Consider the following 18,379-nt stretch of genomic DNA (forward strand, 5'->3'; position numbering starts at 1 on the left):
TGCTTTTCGCAATGAGCAATAACATACGCCGAATGCGGGTTTGCCAGGGAATACTCTCATTTCTCCTGTTAACAATTCGGTTATTTTTTAGGAATTTTCTTAGATAAGGGCACAGCCGTTACCGGGAGCCACTATGCCTTCACTGCGGGATAACTTGCTGATTTTTTCTGACCTGGACGGCTCGTTGCTGGATATTCATACCTATGAGTGGCAACCCGCCATGCCCTGGCTGGACAAACTGCTGAATAATCAGATTCCGGTCATTCTCTGCAGCAGCAAGACCGCGGCAGAGATGCTGGATATCCAGCAGGATCTTGGGCTTGAAGGCTTGCCTTTTATTGCCGAGAACGGCGCGGTGATTCAGCCTGACGTGCGCTGGGATAAGGTTCAGCGCCAGACCAGAGGGATGACTCACCGGGATATTCGTCCTCGGATCGAGCAGATTCGTCTGCAGACGGGCTCTAAATTCACCACCTTTGACGATGTGGATGAGCATGTTATCAGCGAGTGGACCGGGCTGACGCGCTACCGTTCGGCGCTTGCCCGCAAGCATGAAGCGTCCGTCACGCTCATCTGGCGCGATACCGACGAGAAAATGGTTCAGTTTGAAGAGGAACTGGCGAATATCGGCCTGAAATGCCTGCAGGGTGCGCGGTTCTGGCATATTCTGGACGCCAGCTGCGGCAAAGACGTAGCGGTGAACTGGCTGATTGAACAGTATCGCGAGCAGGACGAGATCGAGCCCACCACGCTGGGGCTCGGCGACGGCCCTAACGATGCGCCGCTGCTCGACAGCGTTGACTTCGCGGTGGTCATCAAGGGGATTAACCGCCAGGGCATCACGCTACGGGATGATAACCCTGCCCGCGTTTATCACACCCAACAGCCCGGCCCGGCAGGCTGGCGGGAGGGGCTGAATCACTTCCTGTCCTGATCTCGCCACACGACCCGGTTACGCCCGCTCTGCTTGGCCTCATAGAGCCGGACGTCCGCCACGGATTGCAGCTGCTCAAAATCATAGTTACCCGCTTCATCCGCGCTGCTGACCCCCAGTGACGCGCTGATGCGCAGGGTCGTGCTCTTCTTCACCAGGATCTCCTTATTGTTGATTCGGCAACGAATGCGATCCGCGACGCCTCTCGCCTCCTCCAGACCAATCCCCGGCAGGACGACGCAAAACTCTTCTCCGCCTACACGCCCTGCCACATCATTCTTGCGTAACGCGCTGGCAATCAGTCCTGCCGTGTGGGAGAGCACCTTATCACCGGCCTGATGGCCGAACCGGTCGTTGATGTTTTTAAAATGGTCGAGATCGATCTGAATCACCGAGAACGGCAGCGACTGCTGGCGGCAGGTTTCTGCCAGCATTTTTGCGCGGTCGAACAGCGCGCCGCGATTATTCAACCGCGTAAGCGGATCGTGCCAGGCCTGCCACTGGAGGGAGTGCTGAAGCGTATACATGTTACTCACCATCCGGCGGATCACCAGCCACGAGATCAACAGCATGGCGGTAAAGAGCGCCCACAGCAGCGCCAGTACGATACTGATGCTACCGAAGTCGTCCTGTACCCCTTCATGCAGAGTGTGGATCCGCAGGACGACGCCATCGAAGTGATCGAGCCGCTCCCAGGTAATAAACCGGCTCCCGAGGCGGATACCGCCGCCGGTATCATGCTCAATCGCCTGGGCAATCTGCGCCGCTTCGCGTTCGTCAAAATGGTTAACCGGGCTTCCCGCATGGGCTGAGGTGGCGATCATATTTAGCCGGGTATCGTACAGCTGATACTCTCCCTCCGTTCGGTCTTCCGTCGCATCGGCCAGCAGACGCTGCATCGTGCTCAATGTAAAGTCCATCGCCACGACGCCGTACCAGTAACGATCGAAATAGATGGGGACGCTGGCGGTGATCGTTCGTTCATCCCCGGTCCAGGATGAAGGCGTGGAGATAAACCAGCGCACGGCGCGGGCGCGGTTGTTACGTTCTGACTGCTGGGTAAACCAGGACTGCGTGACCAGATTATAATAGCGGGCGGTAATATCACCCGCCCGATCCGGCGTATCCGTGGAAAGGAAAAATCCGGCGCGGGAGACGTAGATCACTCGCGCTTCCGTTTGCGCTCTCGACGACGCCAGTCTGAGCAAATAGCCCACTTCGAGCGCGGCAGAAATTTCATGGCTTATGCGTTCAGCGTCCCGATTGAGAAGCGTGGTTTTTTCGACAAAGGCGTCCGAGACCCCGTTAATGGGAAGGGTACGTTTTTTATCAACGGCAAGCTGCCAGGTGGAGAGCATGCGGACGGTATTGAAGCGTGACACCGCATCCTGTAAGACTTCAAAGGCCAGCGGCGTCTCGATTGCATCATGCATGCCCTGGCGAAATAACAGCAGCCTGTCGATGCTGTTCTGTAACTGCCTGTCCAGAGAGCTGGCCACCGTATCCAGATGATTGCGCTGGCTGGAGATGTATGCCTCTTCCAGCACCACCACCTCACGCCAGGTAAGTAGAGTGGAAAATACCAGAACGATCAGAAAACAGAGATTAACAATCCGCCCCGGATTGCTACGCTTATGCAGCCATTGCAAAAAAGATTGTCTTACAACAAAGGTATCGCGCTGCACACACACTCCATGATCGCTACCTAACACCCAGTACCAGAGATAAAAACGCCCGGCAAAGCCGGGCGTTATGTGATTAAGCCTTGTCCCGCTTGTGCTGCCCGTCACCCGGCTGAAGCTCATCTTCACGAAATGCTTCCCGCTTGATGCTATAGCCATCGTGCCACCGGCATTCCACCATTCCGCTGGAATACCCGGTGACGATCATACGTGGGCCGCCCTTTTTAGGCTTAACTTCATCACTGACCAAAAAGACCATACCTGCCTCCTGTATCAGGGTGAAACTGTTTCAATTTAGACGAGGAATGGTCTTTTTGCATCCTGCCGCGGGTAACAATTAGTGCGACGTGCCGCGAATTTTCTCAACCAGCTTCACCGCCGCAACGACGATAGCGCCAATGATAAAGCCCAGCACCAGATTCAGCAGGGTGGGTAGAATCGCCGCGATAACGGCCCCCTGCGTGGAGGAGAAATGTTCGATGGCATGGTGCAGCGGCGCGATGCCGTGAACCACAATTCCGCCGCCTACGAGGAACATCGCCAGCGTGCCCACCACAGACAAACTCTTCATCAGCCAGGGCGCCAGCACCAGCAGGCTTTTGCCGATGCCTCTTGCTACCGCGCTCGACTTTTCTTCCAGCCAGTAGCCAATATCGTCCAGCTTGACGATCAGTCCCACCAGACCGTACACGCCCACGGTGACCAGAATCGCAATGCCGGAGAGGATCAGCACCTGGTTCAGAAGCGGCGCGTCAGAGACAATCCCCAGCGTAATCGCGACGATTTCCGCAGACAGGATAAAGTCGGTCCGAATGGCGCCTTTGACCTTATCACGCTCGAAGGTTTTCGGATCCTGAGCGGCCAGCGCTTCAAGACGCTGCTGGCGCACCTCCGGCGTATCGCTCTGCTTGCGCGCGCTAAAGGAGTGGAGCACCTTCTCCACGCCCTCGAAGCAGAGAAATGCCCCACCAATCATCAGTAACGGCGTGATGGCCCAGGGGATAAAGGCGCTGATCAGCAGCGCCAGCGGCACCAGGATCACCTTATTCAGGAAAGAGCCTTTCGCCACGCCCCACACCACCGGCAGTTCACGGTTAGCCCTTACCCCACTCACCTGCTGGGCGTTCAACGATAAATCATCGCCCAGCACGCCTGCGGTTTTTTTCGCCGCCAGTTTCCCCATCACTGAAATGTCGTCCAGTAAGGTGGCAATATCATCCAGCAATGTTAATAAGCTACTTCCTGCCAAAATCTTAATCCTTCATTTTTTGGTAATTAAGTGAATAGTATGGAGCAAAAGCGCCAACCCGGAAACAGGCACCTTACGTCAACAAAAAATTCACATCTGCCACACAATTAAAGGGCTCGCCAGCGAGATAGTTTTCGCGTTTACTATCAGCGAACTTTTTATTTCGTCGTGAGGGATTATGCGTTTCCGGCAATTGCTACCGCTCATCGGGGCACTCTTTTCGCTGTACATCATCTGGGGGTCAACCTACTTTGTCATTCGCATCGGCGTGGAAAGCTGGCCGCCGCTGATGATGGCGGGCATTCGTTTTCTCTCGGCGGGCATCCTGCTGCTTGCCTTCCTGCTGCTGCGCGGGCATAAGCTTCCCCCGCTGCGTCCGATGCTGAATGCCGCCCTGATCGGCCTGCTGCTGCTGGCTGTGGGGAACGGATTTGTGACGATTGCCGAGCACCAGAACGTACCGTCCGGGATCGCCGCCGTGGTCGTTGCCACCGTACCGCTGTTTACCCTGTGCTTCAGCCGCCTCTTTGGTATCCGCACCCGCAAGCTGGAGTGGCTGGGTATTGGGATTGGCCTTGCCGGCATCATTCTGCTGAATAGCGGCGGTAACCTGAGCGGGAATCCGTGGGGTGCAGTCATCATCCTGATTGGCTCGATGAGCTGGGCGTTTGGTTCCGTGTACGGTTCGCGTATCGAACTGCCTACCGGCATGATGGCGGGCGCAATCGAGATGCTTGCCGCCGGGATTGTACTGCTGCTCGCCTCCATGCTTACGGGAGAAAAGCTGACAACCCTGCCGCCGCTGTCGGGCTTGCTGGCGGTAGGCTACCTGGCGCTGTTCGGCTCTATCATCGCCATTAACGCCTATATGTTCCTGATCCGCAATGTCTCTCCGGCTGTCGCCACCAGCTACGCCTACGTTAACCCGGTCGTGGCCGTGCTGCTCGGGACAGGTCTGGGGGGAGAAACGCTCTCGCCAGTGGAATGGATTGCATTAGGGATCATTGTGTTTGCCGTCGTGCTGGTCACGCTGGGCAAATATTTGCTGCCGGCAAAACCGGTAGTCACGCCTTGCGAGGCGGAGAAACCGTAAGCAGGTGAATGCCCTGCGTGTCGATCTGCGCGGTCTGGCCGCCGCCGCAGATCCACTCTTCAAGCCGTTCGGTCAGATCGGTATCATTCAGCTTTAATCTGCCTCTCAGCGCACACTCCCAGACAATCAGCACCCGCCAGCCTTGCTCAATAAGCGTCGAGAGGTCCCGCTCGTCGCGCTCGACGTTTTTAGCAATCTTATCCAGCCAGAAATCGGTGCGCGTCGCGGGGACTTTAAACAGGTAGCAGTCGTGATGGTGCCAGAAACAGCCGTGAGTAAAGATGATGCACTGCCAGGCGTCGATGACGAAATCGGGACGCCCCGCCAGGGCGGCATCCTGGACGCGGAAGTCAAACCCCGCCAGGGCGGCATCCTGGACGCGGAAGTCAAACCCCGCCTGCGTCAGCAGCGCGGCCAGGCGCTTTTCAATCGCGGTGTCACGCGTGCCGATGGCACGCATGTTTTTGCTGCGCGTCGCCTTATCGTGAACGTCCGTCATTGACGGCCTCACTCTGGCGGAGCGCCACCGCCTGTCTGATGCGCGAGGCCAGCAGCTTTGCGACCGCCGCAAACGCGGGCACCACCACCGAGTTACCAAACTGCCGGTACGCCTGGGTATCCGAAACCGGAATGCGGAAACCGTAGCCTTGCGGCGTTTCAAAACCCATCAACCGGGCACATTCCCGCGGCGTTAAGCGTCGCGGACGGTGACGCTGGTTGTGCGGGTCGTCGAAATCTTTTTCACCCAGCGCTTTGTCCCAGCCTCTGTCGATCAGGATTTCCGCGCCGTCTTTGTAGTAGCGAGCAGACAGCGTGCGGGTGACGCTGTGCGGATCGTTAGGGTTTACCATCCCAAAGCCGAAGCCGTTGCCTTTCGCCTGGTGCTTCTTGGCATAGCGGTAGAGGTATTTCCATAGCACCGGAGTCAGGATAAATTTCGCGTCGACGACCGGTTCCAGCAGGTCGGCCACGGTGGGACGCCGCTCGGGATACAGAGAGGGAATATCCCGCAGGGTAAAATCGCCTTTCAGATTGAGATCGCGTCGGAAGCCCACCAGCACGATACGTTCGCGATGCTGGGGCAGGAAATGTTTCCCATCAATAATTTTAGGATCGTCCGCCCCCATGTCCTGTGAATCGGCCACGTCATAACCCAGCTCATCCAGGGTTTGCATGATAATGCGGAAGGTTTTCCCGCCGTCGTGGCTTTTTAAGTTTTTGACGTTTTCCAGCACAAAGATGGGCGGGCGGCGAGCGTCAATGATGCGCGCCACATCAAAAAAAAGCGTTCCCTGCGTATCGCAGGCGAAACCGTGGGCGCGTCCAAGGGCATTCTTTTTGGAGACACCCGCCAGCGAGAAGGGCTGACAAGGGAAGCCTGCCAGCAGCACGTCATGCGCCGGGATCGTCTGACGAATGTGCTCGGCGGCCTGTTCATCGCTCACGCCGCTTTTATGGCTCAGGGTCACATCGCGGATATCCGCGTTGAAATGATGCTCGTTCGGATCGCAGTACCAGTTAGCTTTGTAGGTTCGTACGGCATGTTTGTTCCACTCGCTGGTAAACACGCACTGTCCGCCGATGGCTTCAAAACCGTGCCGGATGCCGCCGATACCGGCAAAAAGATCGATAAAGCGGAAGGCATAGTTCGGGTGCGCGGCAGAAGGACGCGGAAGCAGATTTTGCAGATAACGATACTCGCCTTCACTCAGGCGACGCCCTGCTCGCTCGCTGGTCAGCAGGCGTTTAAGGATCGCCGGGCTCCAGTGGCTCTCGCCGTGCGCCATCAGCAAACTGGCCAGCGTTTTAGCATCATAGATATCCAACAGCTGGCGCAGTAAGGCCTGCACCGTTGCCGTTGATTTCTCAGCCTGCGCGGGCGCGGGCTCTGTCACTGATCGATTTTCCTGCATTCTTTTAACCGGAGAATAAAGACTGGGAACAGATTACCACAGTTCAGTTGCGCAAACTGCGACGGAAACGGCCCAGCACCTGGCTATCCAGCCCGAGGCAGTCGCCGTGTAATTCGGCGCTGAGTTTCGCCATAAACTGGATCAGGAAATCGGCATTGTGACGTGCCAGTTCGCGGCCCATGTCCGTTTGCATTGTATCAGGCAATCGCAGCAGCTTGGTCTGAAAATGGTCGAGGGCAAACGCACGGTCGTCGAGGGGACGCGCATCGGCGAAGGGATCGTTGGCATCAAAAAGCGGCACGCCAAGCGCGCCCGAAACGGCAAAAACGCGCGCCAGGCCGATAGCGCCTAACGCTTCCAGCCGGTCTGCATCCTGCACAATTTTGGCCTCCATGCTCTGCGGCGCAATTCCGGCGCTGAAGCTGTGCGCCTCAATCGCGTGCCCGACGGCGGCAATATGCTCTGGCGGAAAGTCAGGGAAGTCGCGGCGCAGAATGTCGCTCGTCTTAAGCGCCGCGAGCCGTGACGACTGGCTGCGTTCAGGATGGTTTTTCGGCAGGCTGACAATATCGTGAAAATAGCATGCGGCCAGAATCACCAGCGGCTCGACCATGTGGTGAACCATGATTTTTTGCGCCGTCATCCAGACCCGACGAAAATGCGAAATATCATGTGCGGTATCGTCGGTGCTGTGATTCTCCTCGAGCCAGTGCTCAAATCGTTGCTGCCACCGGGCAAGTTCCATCGTCATGTCCTGTTGTTTAAAAGAGGATGAATTATAACACAGCCGAATTAAACCAATCTAAAAATAGAACCACGAAATACTTAATAATAATTACACCATATAAATTCAATGAATTAATTCACGAGAAAAATAAAGAGACTTATAGAAACATTTGGAAATATTACAAATAATTTAATTACACTTATTTCTGAAACTAAATTACATCTATTGAAATAGTATCAACCCAGTAACCACGGAGGGTGGTTACATATATTCATATAATTTATCCTTTAAGGGAATATATAATGAAAAGAAAAGTTTTGGCAATTCTTGCACCCGCGTTATTAATGGCAGGCTTAGTAAACGCGGCTGAAATTTACAACAGCAATGGCAATAAACTCGACCTGTACGGTAAAGTAGATGGTCTGCATTATTTCTCTGACGACACGGGTTCAGATGGCGACGTAAGCTACGTTCGTCTGGGCTTCAAAGGCGAAACGCAGATCAACGACCTGCTTAGCGGCTATGGCCAGTGGGAATATAATATTAAGGCTAACAAAACTGAGAAATCAGGCAATCAGTCATGGACACGCCTTGGCTTCGCTGGTCTGAAATTTGGTGAATACGGTTCATTCGACTACGGTCGTAACTACGGCGTGGTTTACGATGTTGAAGGCTGGACCGATATGCTGCCTGAGTTCGGCGGAGATTCCTATACCTATACCGATAACTTTATGACCGGCCGTACAAACGGTGTTGCAACCTACCGTAATAATGATTTCTTTGGCCTGGCTCAGGGCCTGGATTTCGCTATTCAGTATCAAGGCAATAACGAAAGCGCCTCTAACGATCAGGAAGGTACCAACAATGGCCGTGATATCCGCAAAGAAAACGGAGACGGTTGGGGTATTTCAACCTCCTACGATTTCGGTATGGGATTCAACGCCGCCGCGGCATATGCTTCATCTGACCGTACCAACGACCAGGTTACCAAAACAACAGCCGGTGGTGACAAGGCTGACGTCTGGACTGTTGGCTTGAAATACGATGCCAACGATATCTATCTGGCAACCATGTATGCAGAAACCCGCAATATGACGCCTTACGGTGACTTCGGCGTTGCTAATAAAACTCAGAACTTTGAAGTGACAGCGCAGTATCAGTTTGATTTCGGCCTGCGCCCTGCGGTCTCTTTCCTGATGTCTAAAGGTAAGGATCTGAATTCCTTCTACGGAAGTGATAAAGATCTGGTGAAATATGCTGACGTGGGTGCGACCTATTATTTCAACAAAAATATGTCCACCTATGTTGACTACAAAATCAACCTGCTGGATGAAGATGACAATTTCTACAACGCGAATGGCATCAGCACCGATGACATCTTAGCAGTCGGTCTTGTTTATCAGTTCTAATCCCCAAAATACCAAAGGCCGCAATTGCGGCCTTTTTTATTTCTTCATTTTTATTATGGCGCTTCCTGCAGCGCCACCCGAATAAACCCGTTATTATGCGCCAGCAGTTCATGGGCCTTCCACGCATCCAGCCCTGTGAGCACCATCAATACCGCCGTTTTACAGTGATGGTTACAGCTCTCCAGCGCGGCTTTTGCTTCAGCCCGGGAGCATCCCCCCGCTTCCATCACGATGGCGATTTGGCGTTCGGCCCATTTGGTGTTGCTTGCCTCAAGATCCACGCGCAGGTTGCTATAAACCCGTCCGGTCCGAACGGCCAGCCCGGTGGCGATCATTGAGAGGATCATTTTCTGCGCGATCCCCGCTTTGGTGTTGATATAGCCTGCGACAACATCCGCACCCAGCTCCGGAGCGATAACCATGCTCGCCAGATGCGCGGCTTCACTTTGCGCATCGCCGGTAATGATGGCCACCGGCGAACCCAGCGACCATGCATGGCGCATTGCCCCCCAGACCCACGGCGTTTTTCCGCTGACGGTCACGGCCAGCATCATATCGTGTTCACCAAACTTAATGGCCTGCAGATCGGCAACGCCGCGCTCGTAGCTCCCTTCCCCTTCCTGTGCCGTAACGGCAATCACCGGGGTTTTGCCCGGCGCATACTCATCGGTAACCTGTTGCGCAACGCGCCCAGACGGCCCCGCGCCAACGATGACCAGGCGACCACCGTGGCTGAGCGCCGCGGCGGCGTTGTCCACCACGCGTGCAATAGTATCTAAACAGGGGGTAATGGCAGCAGAAATGAGTTCATCATCCTGGTGAATGACTTTCAGCATGTCCAGCGTGGACAATCTATCAATATTCATCGTGCTGGCGTGCCGTCTTTCCCTGACCGAACCGGTAAGCATAACGCTCATAAACAGCCTCCTTATTATGAGTACCCATACACTATAAAGTGTTTTATATAGATGACCTGCGAGGAGGGTCACGAAAAGAGGACCAAATCCACGCCTTTACATGGCTTTAAGAAAAGCGCGTCATCGGCGATAATTACCCCTTTCTTAATCATCGCGGAGTGTTGATGAGCGATTTGCAGCCTTTCCTTCCGACGCGCAAGCGCCCCATGAAACTCAATACGCTGGTCACGCTGATGGTGTGCGCGATTATTGCCTCTGTGCTGCTGGTGGTCTTTGCGCTCTACTCCGTACAAATCACTCGGGCGACCCGCGATGATGTTAAAGACACTGCGCTCGGCATTGCCCGCACCCTCGCCGACAGCCCCGAGATACAGCGCGGCCTGATGCAGGCACCGCAGGAGAATATTATTCAGCCCATCGCCCAGGCGGTGACGAAGCGAAACGATCTGCTGTTCACCGTGGTCACCGATATGCGCGGGATCCGCTATTCACACCCGAACGAGGCGCTGCTGGGGCTGCATTTTATCGGCGATGATTTAACCCCTGCGCTGGAAGGCAAAGAGAACGTATCGGTTAACCGGGGCGCGCTCGCCGAAGCGCTGCGCGTTTTTACGCCCGTCTACGACGGCCAGCACGAGCAGATAGGCGTGGTAGTGGTCGGTATCTCCCTGAATAAGGTTGAAGAGCAGATTGCCCGCGGGCGGCTAAACGCCGTCTGGACCATTTTATTCAGTATTTTTATGAGTTCGATGGCGATTTGGGGTCTGGTGCGGGTACTTAAACGCATCCTGTTCGGGCTCGAACCTTACGAAATTTCCGCCCTGTTCGAACAGCGTCAGGCAATGCTGCAGTCGCTTCGCGAAGGGGTTCTGGCCGTCGATATTCACGGGCGCGTGACGATGATCAACCAGACCGCCAGAGAAATATTGCTTCTCCCCTCCGGTAAGCAGACCGAAAACGCCAGCGCGCCCCTGCTGGCCAGCCTGCGTGACGTCTCGAAGACGGGCGTCGCACGCCAGGATCAGGAGATCAGCTGCAACGGTAGGCTATTGCTGTGCAACATGGTCCCCGTGAAAAGTCAGGATCGGGTGATCGGCGCCATCACCACCTTCCGTGATAAAACGGAAGTCAGCCAGCTGATGCAGCGTCTGGACGGCATGGTTAACTACGTCGATGCCCTGCGCGCCCACACCCACGAGTTTATGAATAAACTGCATGTGATACTCGGCCTGCTGAATATTAAGCGCTACGACAAGCTGGAAGAGTACATTCTCCAGACGGCACATCATTACCAGACGGATATCGGTACGATACAGAGCAAGGTAAAATCCCCGGTGGTTGCCGGGTTCCTGCTGGGTAAAATCAACCGGGCGAAAGAAGCGGGCGTCACCCTGACGCTGGCGGATGAAAGCCAGATACCGGATACAGCAAGTGAAGAGCAGGTCGCGGTGCTGATCACCGCGCTGGGCAACCTCATTGAAAACGCGCTCGACGCGATGGAAGGACAGCAGGAGGGCGAGATCGGCCTGCTGCTGCATTATCAGAATGGCTGGCTCAGCTGTGAAGTCAGCGACGATGGCCCCGGCATTGATCCCACTCAGCTGGAGTCTATTTTTACAAAGGGCTTCTCAACAAAAGGTGAAAACCGCGGCGTTGGGCTGTTCCTTGCTCGCCAGCAGATTCAGAACCTCGGCGGCGATATCTCCGTCGAGTCTGAGCCCGGCGTATTTACCCAATTTTTTGTTCACATCCCCTGGGATAGCGAGAGGAAAATCGCGTGATAAATGTGTTAATTGTCGATGATGACGCCATGGTGGCCGACCTCAACCGTCTGTACGTCAACCGTGTTGAAGGCTTTACCTGCAGTGGCGTCGCCTCCACGCTAAACCAGGCCGAGGCCATCATTAATGACCCCAGCCATCCTGTCGATCTGGTGCTGCTGGATGTCTATATGCAGCAGGATAACGGGCTGGATCTGCTGCCCGTCATTCGCGCATCCGGCCGCCCAATCGACGTGATCATGATCACCTCGGCCGCCGACGCCGCCACGATCCAGACCTCCATTCACTACGGCGTGGTGGATTATTTGATCAAGCCTTTCCAGTTCCCGCGCTTTGAAGAGGCGCTGAACGGCTGGAAGGCAAAGCATAGCCTGATGGGTTCGCACCAGTATTACGAGCAGGCCGACGTCGACCGGCTGATCCACGGCGGGGCACCGGAACTGGCGGACAGCAAAAAGCTGCCGAAGGGATTAACGCCGCAAACGCTGCGCACGATTTGCCAGTGGATTGACGCTCATCCGGAGACGGAGTTTTCTACCGATGACCTGGCAAATGCGGTCAATATCTCCCGCGTGTCCTGTCGCAAATACCTGATTTGGCTCGCCCAAATCAACATTCTGTTCACCAGCATTCACTACGGCGCCACCGGGCGTCCGGTGTATCGCTACCGCCTCCAGCCGGAGCAGACGGGCCTGCTCAAACAATACTGCCAGTAACGCGGTAGGTATCATCCAGCAGGGTAAAGCGGAAGTGGTGTGCTGAAGAGAACACCACTTCTTTTGTTTTGGTCACAAAGATCGCTTCTATGTCGGGACGCGCGCGCAGCGCAGCGCGGCCCTTCTCCACGCCCATGCCGTACATCAGCGTGGTCCAGATATCGCCGTCGATGGAATCTTTTGAAATGATGGTCACGCTCTCCAGTTCGTTATCGAGCGGGTAACCGGTGCGCGGATCGAGAATGTGGTGATAGCGTTTGCCTTCTTGTTCAAAATAGCGCTCGTACGTTCCCGACGTGACGACCGACAGGTTCTCTACGTTCATAGTGCCGATCAGCGCGTCGCCGGCGAACGGTTTTTTCAGCCCGACGCTCCAGCCCCCTTCCGGCGAGCCTAACGTCTGAATGTTACCGCCGAGGTTAATCAGCCCCAGCTCCGCGCCCTCTTTATGCAGGTAATCCCGCACCCTGTCGGCGATATAGCCTTTGGCAATCGCCCCCAGATCGATCTCCATCCCCGCCCGGCTCAGAAACACGCTGCTGCTGGCCTCATCAAGGAGAACATCCTCGGGACGGGTAATCGCCAGCAGCGAGGCGATTTCATCGGCAGGCGGAACGCTGTCCCCCTGAAAGCCAATTTTCCAGCGCTTCACCAGCGGACCGATCGCCAGGTTAAAGGCGCTGTCTTTGAGCAGGCTTGCCGCTTTTGCACAGCGGATCAGATCAAACACCGGCCGACTGACGGTGACCGGATGCTGGCCCGCCGCATGGTTGATGTCCATCACCTGCGAGTGCGCGCGGTTGACGGTAAGCAGGTCTTCATACTGTTTGATCAGGCGAAACACGCGGGACGCGAGGGCTTCGTCATGGGAGAAGAGCTTCAGGAGGATGGGCGAGCCCATCAGAACGGCGGAGTAACTGTAAACGCGATGGCTATCAGGCATGGCAGGAGTCCTCAGCTGTAGCCCCCGGCTGGCACCGCGCCGCCGGGGAAAATGCCGGATAGCGCTGCGCGTATCCGGCCCGGGAAGCAGGTGCCTCACATCTTTTTCGAACGCAGAGCCGCCTGATGTCCTGCAAGGGTACCAAAAATAATGATATCTGCCACCGCGTTACCGCCGATACGGTTAGCACCGTGGATCCCGCCGACCACTTCACCGGCCGCAAACGCGCCCGGCAGCACGTTATGGTTGCTGTCCAGCACGCAGGTTTCGGTGTTGATGGTCACGCCGCCCATGGTGTGGTGCACGCCCGGCGCAATCTGAATGGCGTAGAATGGCCCTTCATTGATTGGCGCACGCAGCGCGGTGGTACGACCAAAGTCATCATCGTGCTGTTTTTCAACGAAACCGTTGTAACGTTCCAGGGTCGCCAGGAAAGCGTGGTGATCCATACCGAGCGCTTCCGCCAGAGCTTTTGGCGAGCTGGCGCTGGTCACGAAGCCTTTGGCAATGTACTCATCAGCGGCTTTGTTTTTGGCGCGTACGTGCTCGTCAAAGACGATGTAAGCGTATTTCTCCGGCAGCGCGATGATTGCAGCCGAGACTTTATCGCGGGTCGACATTTCGTTGTAGAAGCGTTCCCCTTTCTGATTGACCAGAATCGCCCCGCCCCCGCGGATGGATTCGGAAATCAGGTACGAGGTTTTCTGCTCTACGGTTGGGTGAATTTGAATCTCGCCCATATCGACAGTGCCAGCCCCGATGCGCTCCAGCAGCGCGATACCGCCACCGGTCGCCCCTTTGTGGTTGGTGGTGACGAAACCTTCCAGATCCGGACGGTATTTCACGACCATCTGGCTGTTGGCGCTGAAGCCGCCTGTGGCGACAATCACGCTTTTCGCTGCTACGGTGACGTTTTCATTCTCTTCGGTGGTCAGGCGCACGCCGGTGACTTCACCGTTTTCGAAGATAATGTCGCTGACGGAGGTATCCAGCATTACCTCGATGTTGCGTTTGTTGACGTTACGCACCAGGCCGCTAATCAGGTAACCGCCCACCGCAGAACCGTCTTTTGGACGGTGAGTACGGTCGATGCTCATCCCGCCGGTGGTGGTGATGTCGTTCAGCATGATGCCGCGCGTTGCCAGCCACTCAATAGCCTGCGGCGCGTTCTCGACGAAGCGGCGCAGCAGTTCCGGGTTGTTCTTGTTGCCGCCGCCTTTCAGGCTTTCCTGGTAGAACAGCTCTTTGCTGTCCTGAATGCCCCTCACGCGCTGGAAGCGGGTTTCGGCGGCGTTCATACCGGCAGAGGCTTTAATGGTGTTCCCACCGATGGTTGGCATTTTCTCGACGATCAGCACGCTCGCGCCTTCGTCGTGAGCCTGAATCGCCGCAGCCAGACCGGCGCCGCCGCTGCCGACAACCACCACGTCCACACTGCGGGTTTCGTTCGGGTCAACGCCCTCTTCCGCTGCCAGCGCTTTGCTGGATTTCAGCATCGCTTTAGAGACCGCTTTCTTCACCGCTTCACTCTGGCTGGTTGCGCCGGTGATGGCATCCACGTGCGGAGTATTAGCATCCAGAATGCGGGTACGGATCTCTTCAAAGCTGGTGACGAACTCAACGTCTTCGCTCGGGCCGGAGGCCAGCTCGATGTCCGCAATGCGATCGGTTTCCAGGCTGACGTTAATCACCAGTTCGTTAGCGTCATCCTGCACTTTCTCAGCAAAGGTACCCGGTTTGAATTTTGATTCGCCCATGCTCATGTCGCGGATCATCGCTTCCACCAGCGAGAAGCGCCACAGCGGTTCAGGAATGTTCAGCGCCTCGCGCTGGGTGCTGTCCATAAACAGCTCCAGGTTTTCCCCGGCCGCGATGCGGTCGGTCCAGTCCGGGTAAGCGATGGTGGCACGGCCAACGGCAATCAGGTCGTAACCGTGGTCCAGCGCTTCATTGGCATCGGCGGCATTCACCACGCCGCCCACGCCCATCACCGGTACCTGAGCCAGCGTTTCAGAACGCATCGCGCAGTATTTTTCGATAAGCGGCGTCGGGTCCTGGGTGTCAACAATGGAAGGACGCAGGGTCGCGCCGACGGAGAAGTGGAGGTAGTCCACGCCGCGAGCCGCCAGTTTTTCCAGCAGGTACATGGTGTCTTCAAAGCGAATGCCCGGCACTTCAAGCTCTTCAGGAGAGAAGCGGTAGCCAATAATAAAGGCGTCGTCCGCGTACTGGCGCACCATTTTGTGGGTGATATCCAGAACCGCCAGCGGGAACTTCGCGCGGTTATCGCGGCTGCCGCCCCACTCGTCGTCACGCTGGTTAGAGTTTGGCGAATAGAACTGCTGAATCAGATAGGTGTTCGCCCCGTGGATTTCCACGCCGTCGAAGCCGGCCTGGATCGCGCGGCGCACCGCTTCACCAAACTTGCCGATCATGCCTTCGACTTCTTCGCCAGTCAGCGCCACTGGCGTTGCTGCGCCCTCACGCGGCGCGGCAACAGCGCTCGGGCCAACCGGCGTACGGCCACCGATCAGTTTCGGGTCAACCATGCGGCCGCCGTGGTAGATCTGCAGCAGGGCCTTTGACCCTTTGGATTTAATCGCCTCCGCGATTTTCGCCAGCCCGGCAATTTTCTCGTCATTATCAATCCCGATCGCACCCGGGAAGGCGAGGCCGAGATCGTCAACGAAGCAACACTCCACAATGATGGTGCCGATGCTGCCGGAACGAGCACGATAGTACTCCACCAGTTCGCTGGTAACGGTGCCGTCGTAATAGCCGGTACAGGTGGTCATAGGGGCCATTAACAAACGGTTTTTCAGTTCAGTGCCATTCGGTAATGTGAAGGGGCTAAGAATGCGTTCGTTAGTGCTCATAATAGAAACTCCAAACTTTTAAAAAATTAAGAATTCGTTATCGGAGTGATTTTTTAGTTCGTCGTTATTTGCCGATGTCATGATATTAATATAATGATTTTTTTAGTTTCTAAAGTTATTACGTTAGTTAATAAACTATTTAATCCCTGCAATAACACAAATAACACATTGGTGTTAGCGAATGTAATTTAGTCATTCACAATAATTTAAAATTCGTTAAATAAAAATTGGTAAAACCAATTTCCGTATCACATGAAAAACAATAAAAAACAATAAGATAAAAAAACAAAGAAGGCATAGATGTTACAAAAATGATAAAACAAACCAATAAAACAGGTAATACCCACATACGCCTGAGTGGTTATTAATAAAAGCATAAAAATAACGCTGCAATTCTGTTTTTTTGATCGCGATCAATAGTTATGGCATCCAAAGGCGCAATATAAAAACATCATCAATTTTTAATTTGGCGCCTCTACAAAAGCGTTAAATTGCTATTACTGAAAATACAAAACCGCACCTTTAATAACTAAAGAAAGCAAAGAAACTTAAGAAAGTGATTTTGTTTTTCAGTACGACCGAATCTTTGACAACTTAAGACGTGAAACTATGAATACAAAAACTGCTGTAACGCCCCCTGTGGCGAACCAGGCATCAAATGGAAACGCAAAACGTCTGCTGATGATGGCACTGCCCGTCATCGTCGCCGTACTGCTGCTGTTTGTTCCGGTACCGGAAGGCCTGCCTCCTTACGCGTGGCACTACTTCGCAATCTTTGTCGGCGTGATCGTCGGTTTGATCTTCGAACCCCTGCCAGGTGCGGTGATCGGTCTGACCGGCGTGGTCGCCATTGCCCTGTGCAGCCAGTGGGTGCTGTTTAGCCCTGAACAGCTGGCCGATCCTAAATTCAAGCTGGCTGGCGCCTCCTTTAAATGGGCGGTAAGCGGGTTTGGTAACTCTACCGTCTGGCTGATTTTCGGTGCCTTTATGTTCGCCGCAGGCTATGACAAAACCCGCTTCGGCCGCCGTCTGGCGCTGATTCTGGTGAAATACCTCGGCCGTCGCAGCCTGACGCTCGGTTACGCAATTACGTTTGCTGACCTGCTGCTGGCACCGTTCACCCCGTCCAACACCGCGCGCAGCGGCGGGACCATCTACCCGATCATCGCTAACCTGCCGCCGCTGTACGGTTCAAAACCTAATGACCCAAGCGCGCGTAAGATTGGTTCGTACCTGATGTGGGTGGCGATCACCGCGGCCTGTATCACAAGTTCAATGTTCCTCTCCGCCCTCGCGCCAAACCTGCTGGCCCTGGCGCTGGTGAAAAGTACGGTTGGGATTGATATCTCCTGGGGCACCTGGTTCCTCGCCTTCCTGCCGCTGGGTATTCTGCTGATTCTGACCATGCCGCTGCTGGCCTACTGGTTCTACCCGCCTGAAGTGAAGGTCAACAACGAAGTGCCGCTGTGGGCGACCCGCGAACTGGAAAAACTCGGCAAACTGTCCCGCAATGAAATTCTGCTGCTGGTGTTCGTGTGCTGCGCGCTGCTGATGTGGATCTTCGCCGCTGCGTGGATTGAACCGGCTATGGCTGCCCTGCTCATCGTCGGCCTGATGCTGTGGACCGGCGTGCTGGAGTGGAACGACATCACCGGTAACAAAGCCGCGTGGAACACCTTCGTCTGGTTCGCCACCCTGGTGGCGCTGGCGGATGGTCTCTCCTCTACCGGCTTTATCAGCTGGCTGGGTAAAGAAGGCGGTCTGCTGATGAGCGGTATCTCTCCGGGCGTGGCGACCATCGTCCTGCTGCTGGCGTTCTACCTGCTGCACTACCTGTTTGCCAGCACCACCGCGCACACTACGGCGCTGCTGCCAGCGATGTTGACCATCGCTTCCACCATCCCGGGCATGAATATGGAAGTGTTTGTTCTGCTGATGGTGACCTCGCTGGGTGTGATGGGGATCATCACCCCGTACGGTACTGGCCCAAGCCCGATCTACTACGGTAGCGGCTACCTGCCAACCAAAGACTACTGGCGCCTCGGCACCATCTTCGGTGCCATCTTCCTGGCGGCCCTCCTGCTGATTGGCTATCCGTGGATGTCCATGATGTTCTGATTCCTGACCGCCGGACTTCTC

The 18,379-nt window shown here is 55.3% G+C and carries 15 protein-coding genes; 6 read left to right on the forward strand and 9 right to left on the reverse strand.

What is annotated here, in order from left to right:
* Positions 1-133 precede the first annotated feature (133 nt).
* A complete protein-coding gene (locus KGP22_RS13805) occupies positions 134-934 on the forward strand; it encodes a mannosyl-3-phosphoglycerate phosphatase-related protein (protein ID WP_223579549.1) in 801 nt (266 codons plus the stop codon).
* Here the strand turns inward: KGP22_RS13805 and dgcQ are convergent.
* From dgcQ to KGP22_RS13820, 3 genes are all read right to left on the reverse strand, one after another.
* Positions 919-2,619 (reverse strand): cellulose biosynthesis regulator diguanylate cyclase DgcQ, encoded by a 1,701-nt coding sequence (gene dgcQ / locus KGP22_RS13810; RefSeq protein WP_149366554.1) that lies wholly within the window; start codon positions 2,617-2,619, stop codon positions 919-921. The genes KGP22_RS13805 and dgcQ overlap by 16 nt on opposite strands.
* 73 nt (positions 2,620-2,692) lie before the next feature.
* Positions 2,693-2,875: a DUF2158 domain-containing protein gene (locus KGP22_RS13815; protein ID WP_008500307.1), complete on the reverse strand. Its 183-nt coding sequence runs from the start codon at positions 2,873-2,875 to the stop codon at positions 2,693-2,695.
* Positions 2,876-2,953: 78 nt separating this feature from the next.
* Positions 2,954-3,865: a DUF808 domain-containing protein gene (locus tag KGP22_RS13820; RefSeq protein WP_008500306.1), complete on the reverse strand. Its 912-nt coding sequence runs from the start codon at positions 3,863-3,865 to the stop codon at positions 2,954-2,956.
* A 178-nt stretch (positions 3,866-4,043) separates the two neighbouring features.
* On the opposite strand from KGP22_RS13820, the gene yedA reads away from it, so the two are divergent.
* Entirely contained in the window at positions 4,044-4,958 is a 915-nt protein-coding gene (gene yedA, locus KGP22_RS13825; RefSeq protein WP_115875733.1) for a drug/metabolite exporter YedA, read from the forward strand.
* Here the strand turns inward: yedA and KGP22_RS13830 are convergent.
* The 3 genes from KGP22_RS13830 to KGP22_RS13840 form a co-directional block, all read right to left on the reverse strand.
* Positions 4,930-5,457 (reverse strand): very short patch repair endonuclease, encoded by a 528-nt coding sequence (locus KGP22_RS13830; RefSeq protein WP_223579552.1) that lies wholly within the window; start codon positions 5,455-5,457, stop codon positions 4,930-4,932. The two genes, yedA and KGP22_RS13830, sit on opposite strands and share 29 nt — an antisense overlap.
* Positions 5,438-6,853, reverse strand: a complete 1,416-nt coding sequence (locus KGP22_RS13835; protein WP_149366552.1) for a DNA cytosine methyltransferase — start codon at positions 6,851-6,853, stop codon at positions 5,438-5,440. Before KGP22_RS13835 ends, KGP22_RS13830 begins: the two co-directional genes overlap by 20 nt.
* A gap of 61 nt (positions 6,854-6,914) precedes the next feature.
* Positions 6,915-7,616, reverse strand: a complete 702-nt coding sequence (locus KGP22_RS13840; RefSeq protein WP_223579554.1) for a phosphohydrolase — start codon at positions 7,614-7,616, stop codon at positions 6,915-6,917.
* A 284-nt stretch (positions 7,617-7,900) separates the two neighbouring features.
* Here KGP22_RS13840 and ompC point away from each other — a divergent pair, with 284 nt between their 5' ends.
* Entirely contained in the window at positions 7,901-9,007 is a 1,107-nt protein-coding gene (ompC, locus tag KGP22_RS13845) for a porin OmpC (RefSeq protein WP_223579557.1), read from the forward strand.
* A 53-nt stretch (positions 9,008-9,060) separates the two neighbouring features.
* On the opposite strand, the gene KGP22_RS13850 is transcribed toward ompC, so the two are convergent.
* Positions 9,061-9,924 carry an N-acetylmuramic acid 6-phosphate etherase gene (locus KGP22_RS13850; protein ID WP_223579560.1) on the reverse strand — a complete coding sequence of 288 codons (864 nt, stop codon included), beginning with the start codon at positions 9,922-9,924 and terminating at the stop codon, positions 9,061-9,063.
* Between the two features lie 164 nt (positions 9,925-10,088).
* On the opposite strand from KGP22_RS13850, the gene KGP22_RS13855 reads away from it, so the two are divergent.
* Both KGP22_RS13855 and dcuR read left to right on the forward strand, forming a co-directional pair.
* Complete coding sequence (locus KGP22_RS13855) at positions 10,089-11,705, forward strand: sensor histidine kinase (protein ID WP_223579563.1); 1,617 nt, start codon at positions 10,089-10,091, stop codon at positions 11,703-11,705.
* The gene (dcuR, locus tag KGP22_RS13860) at positions 11,702-12,421 is read left to right on the forward strand and encodes a two-component system response regulator DcuR (RefSeq protein WP_127731534.1); all 720 of its coding nucleotides are present in this window, start codon (positions 11,702-11,704) and stop codon (positions 12,419-12,421) included. Before KGP22_RS13855 ends, dcuR begins: the two co-directional genes overlap by 4 nt.
* On the opposite strand, the gene KGP22_RS13865 is transcribed toward dcuR, so the two are convergent.
* Positions 12,402-13,364 carry an FAD:protein FMN transferase gene (locus tag KGP22_RS13865; protein WP_223579565.1) on the reverse strand — a complete coding sequence of 321 codons (963 nt, stop codon included), beginning with the start codon at positions 13,362-13,364 and terminating at the stop codon, positions 12,402-12,404. The genes dcuR and KGP22_RS13865 overlap by 20 nt on opposite strands.
* Before the next feature lie 95 nt (positions 13,365-13,459).
* Positions 13,460-16,240, reverse strand: a complete 2,781-nt coding sequence (locus KGP22_RS13870) for a flavocytochrome c (protein ID WP_223579567.1) — start codon at positions 16,238-16,240, stop codon at positions 13,460-13,462.
* A gap of 609 nt (positions 16,241-16,849) precedes the next feature.
* Here KGP22_RS13870 and KGP22_RS13875 point away from each other — a divergent pair.
* Positions 16,850-18,358 (forward strand): anion permease, encoded by a 1,509-nt coding sequence (locus tag KGP22_RS13875; RefSeq protein ID WP_023325580.1) that lies wholly within the window; start codon positions 16,850-16,852, stop codon positions 18,356-18,358.
* Positions 18,359-18,379: the final 21 nt, after the last annotated feature.

It is taken from the genome of Enterobacter sp. JBIWA005, from assembly GCF_019968805.1.
In the GTDB taxonomy this organism is placed as follows: Bacteria; Pseudomonadota; Gammaproteobacteria; order Enterobacterales; family Enterobacteriaceae; genus Enterobacter; species Enterobacter vonholyi.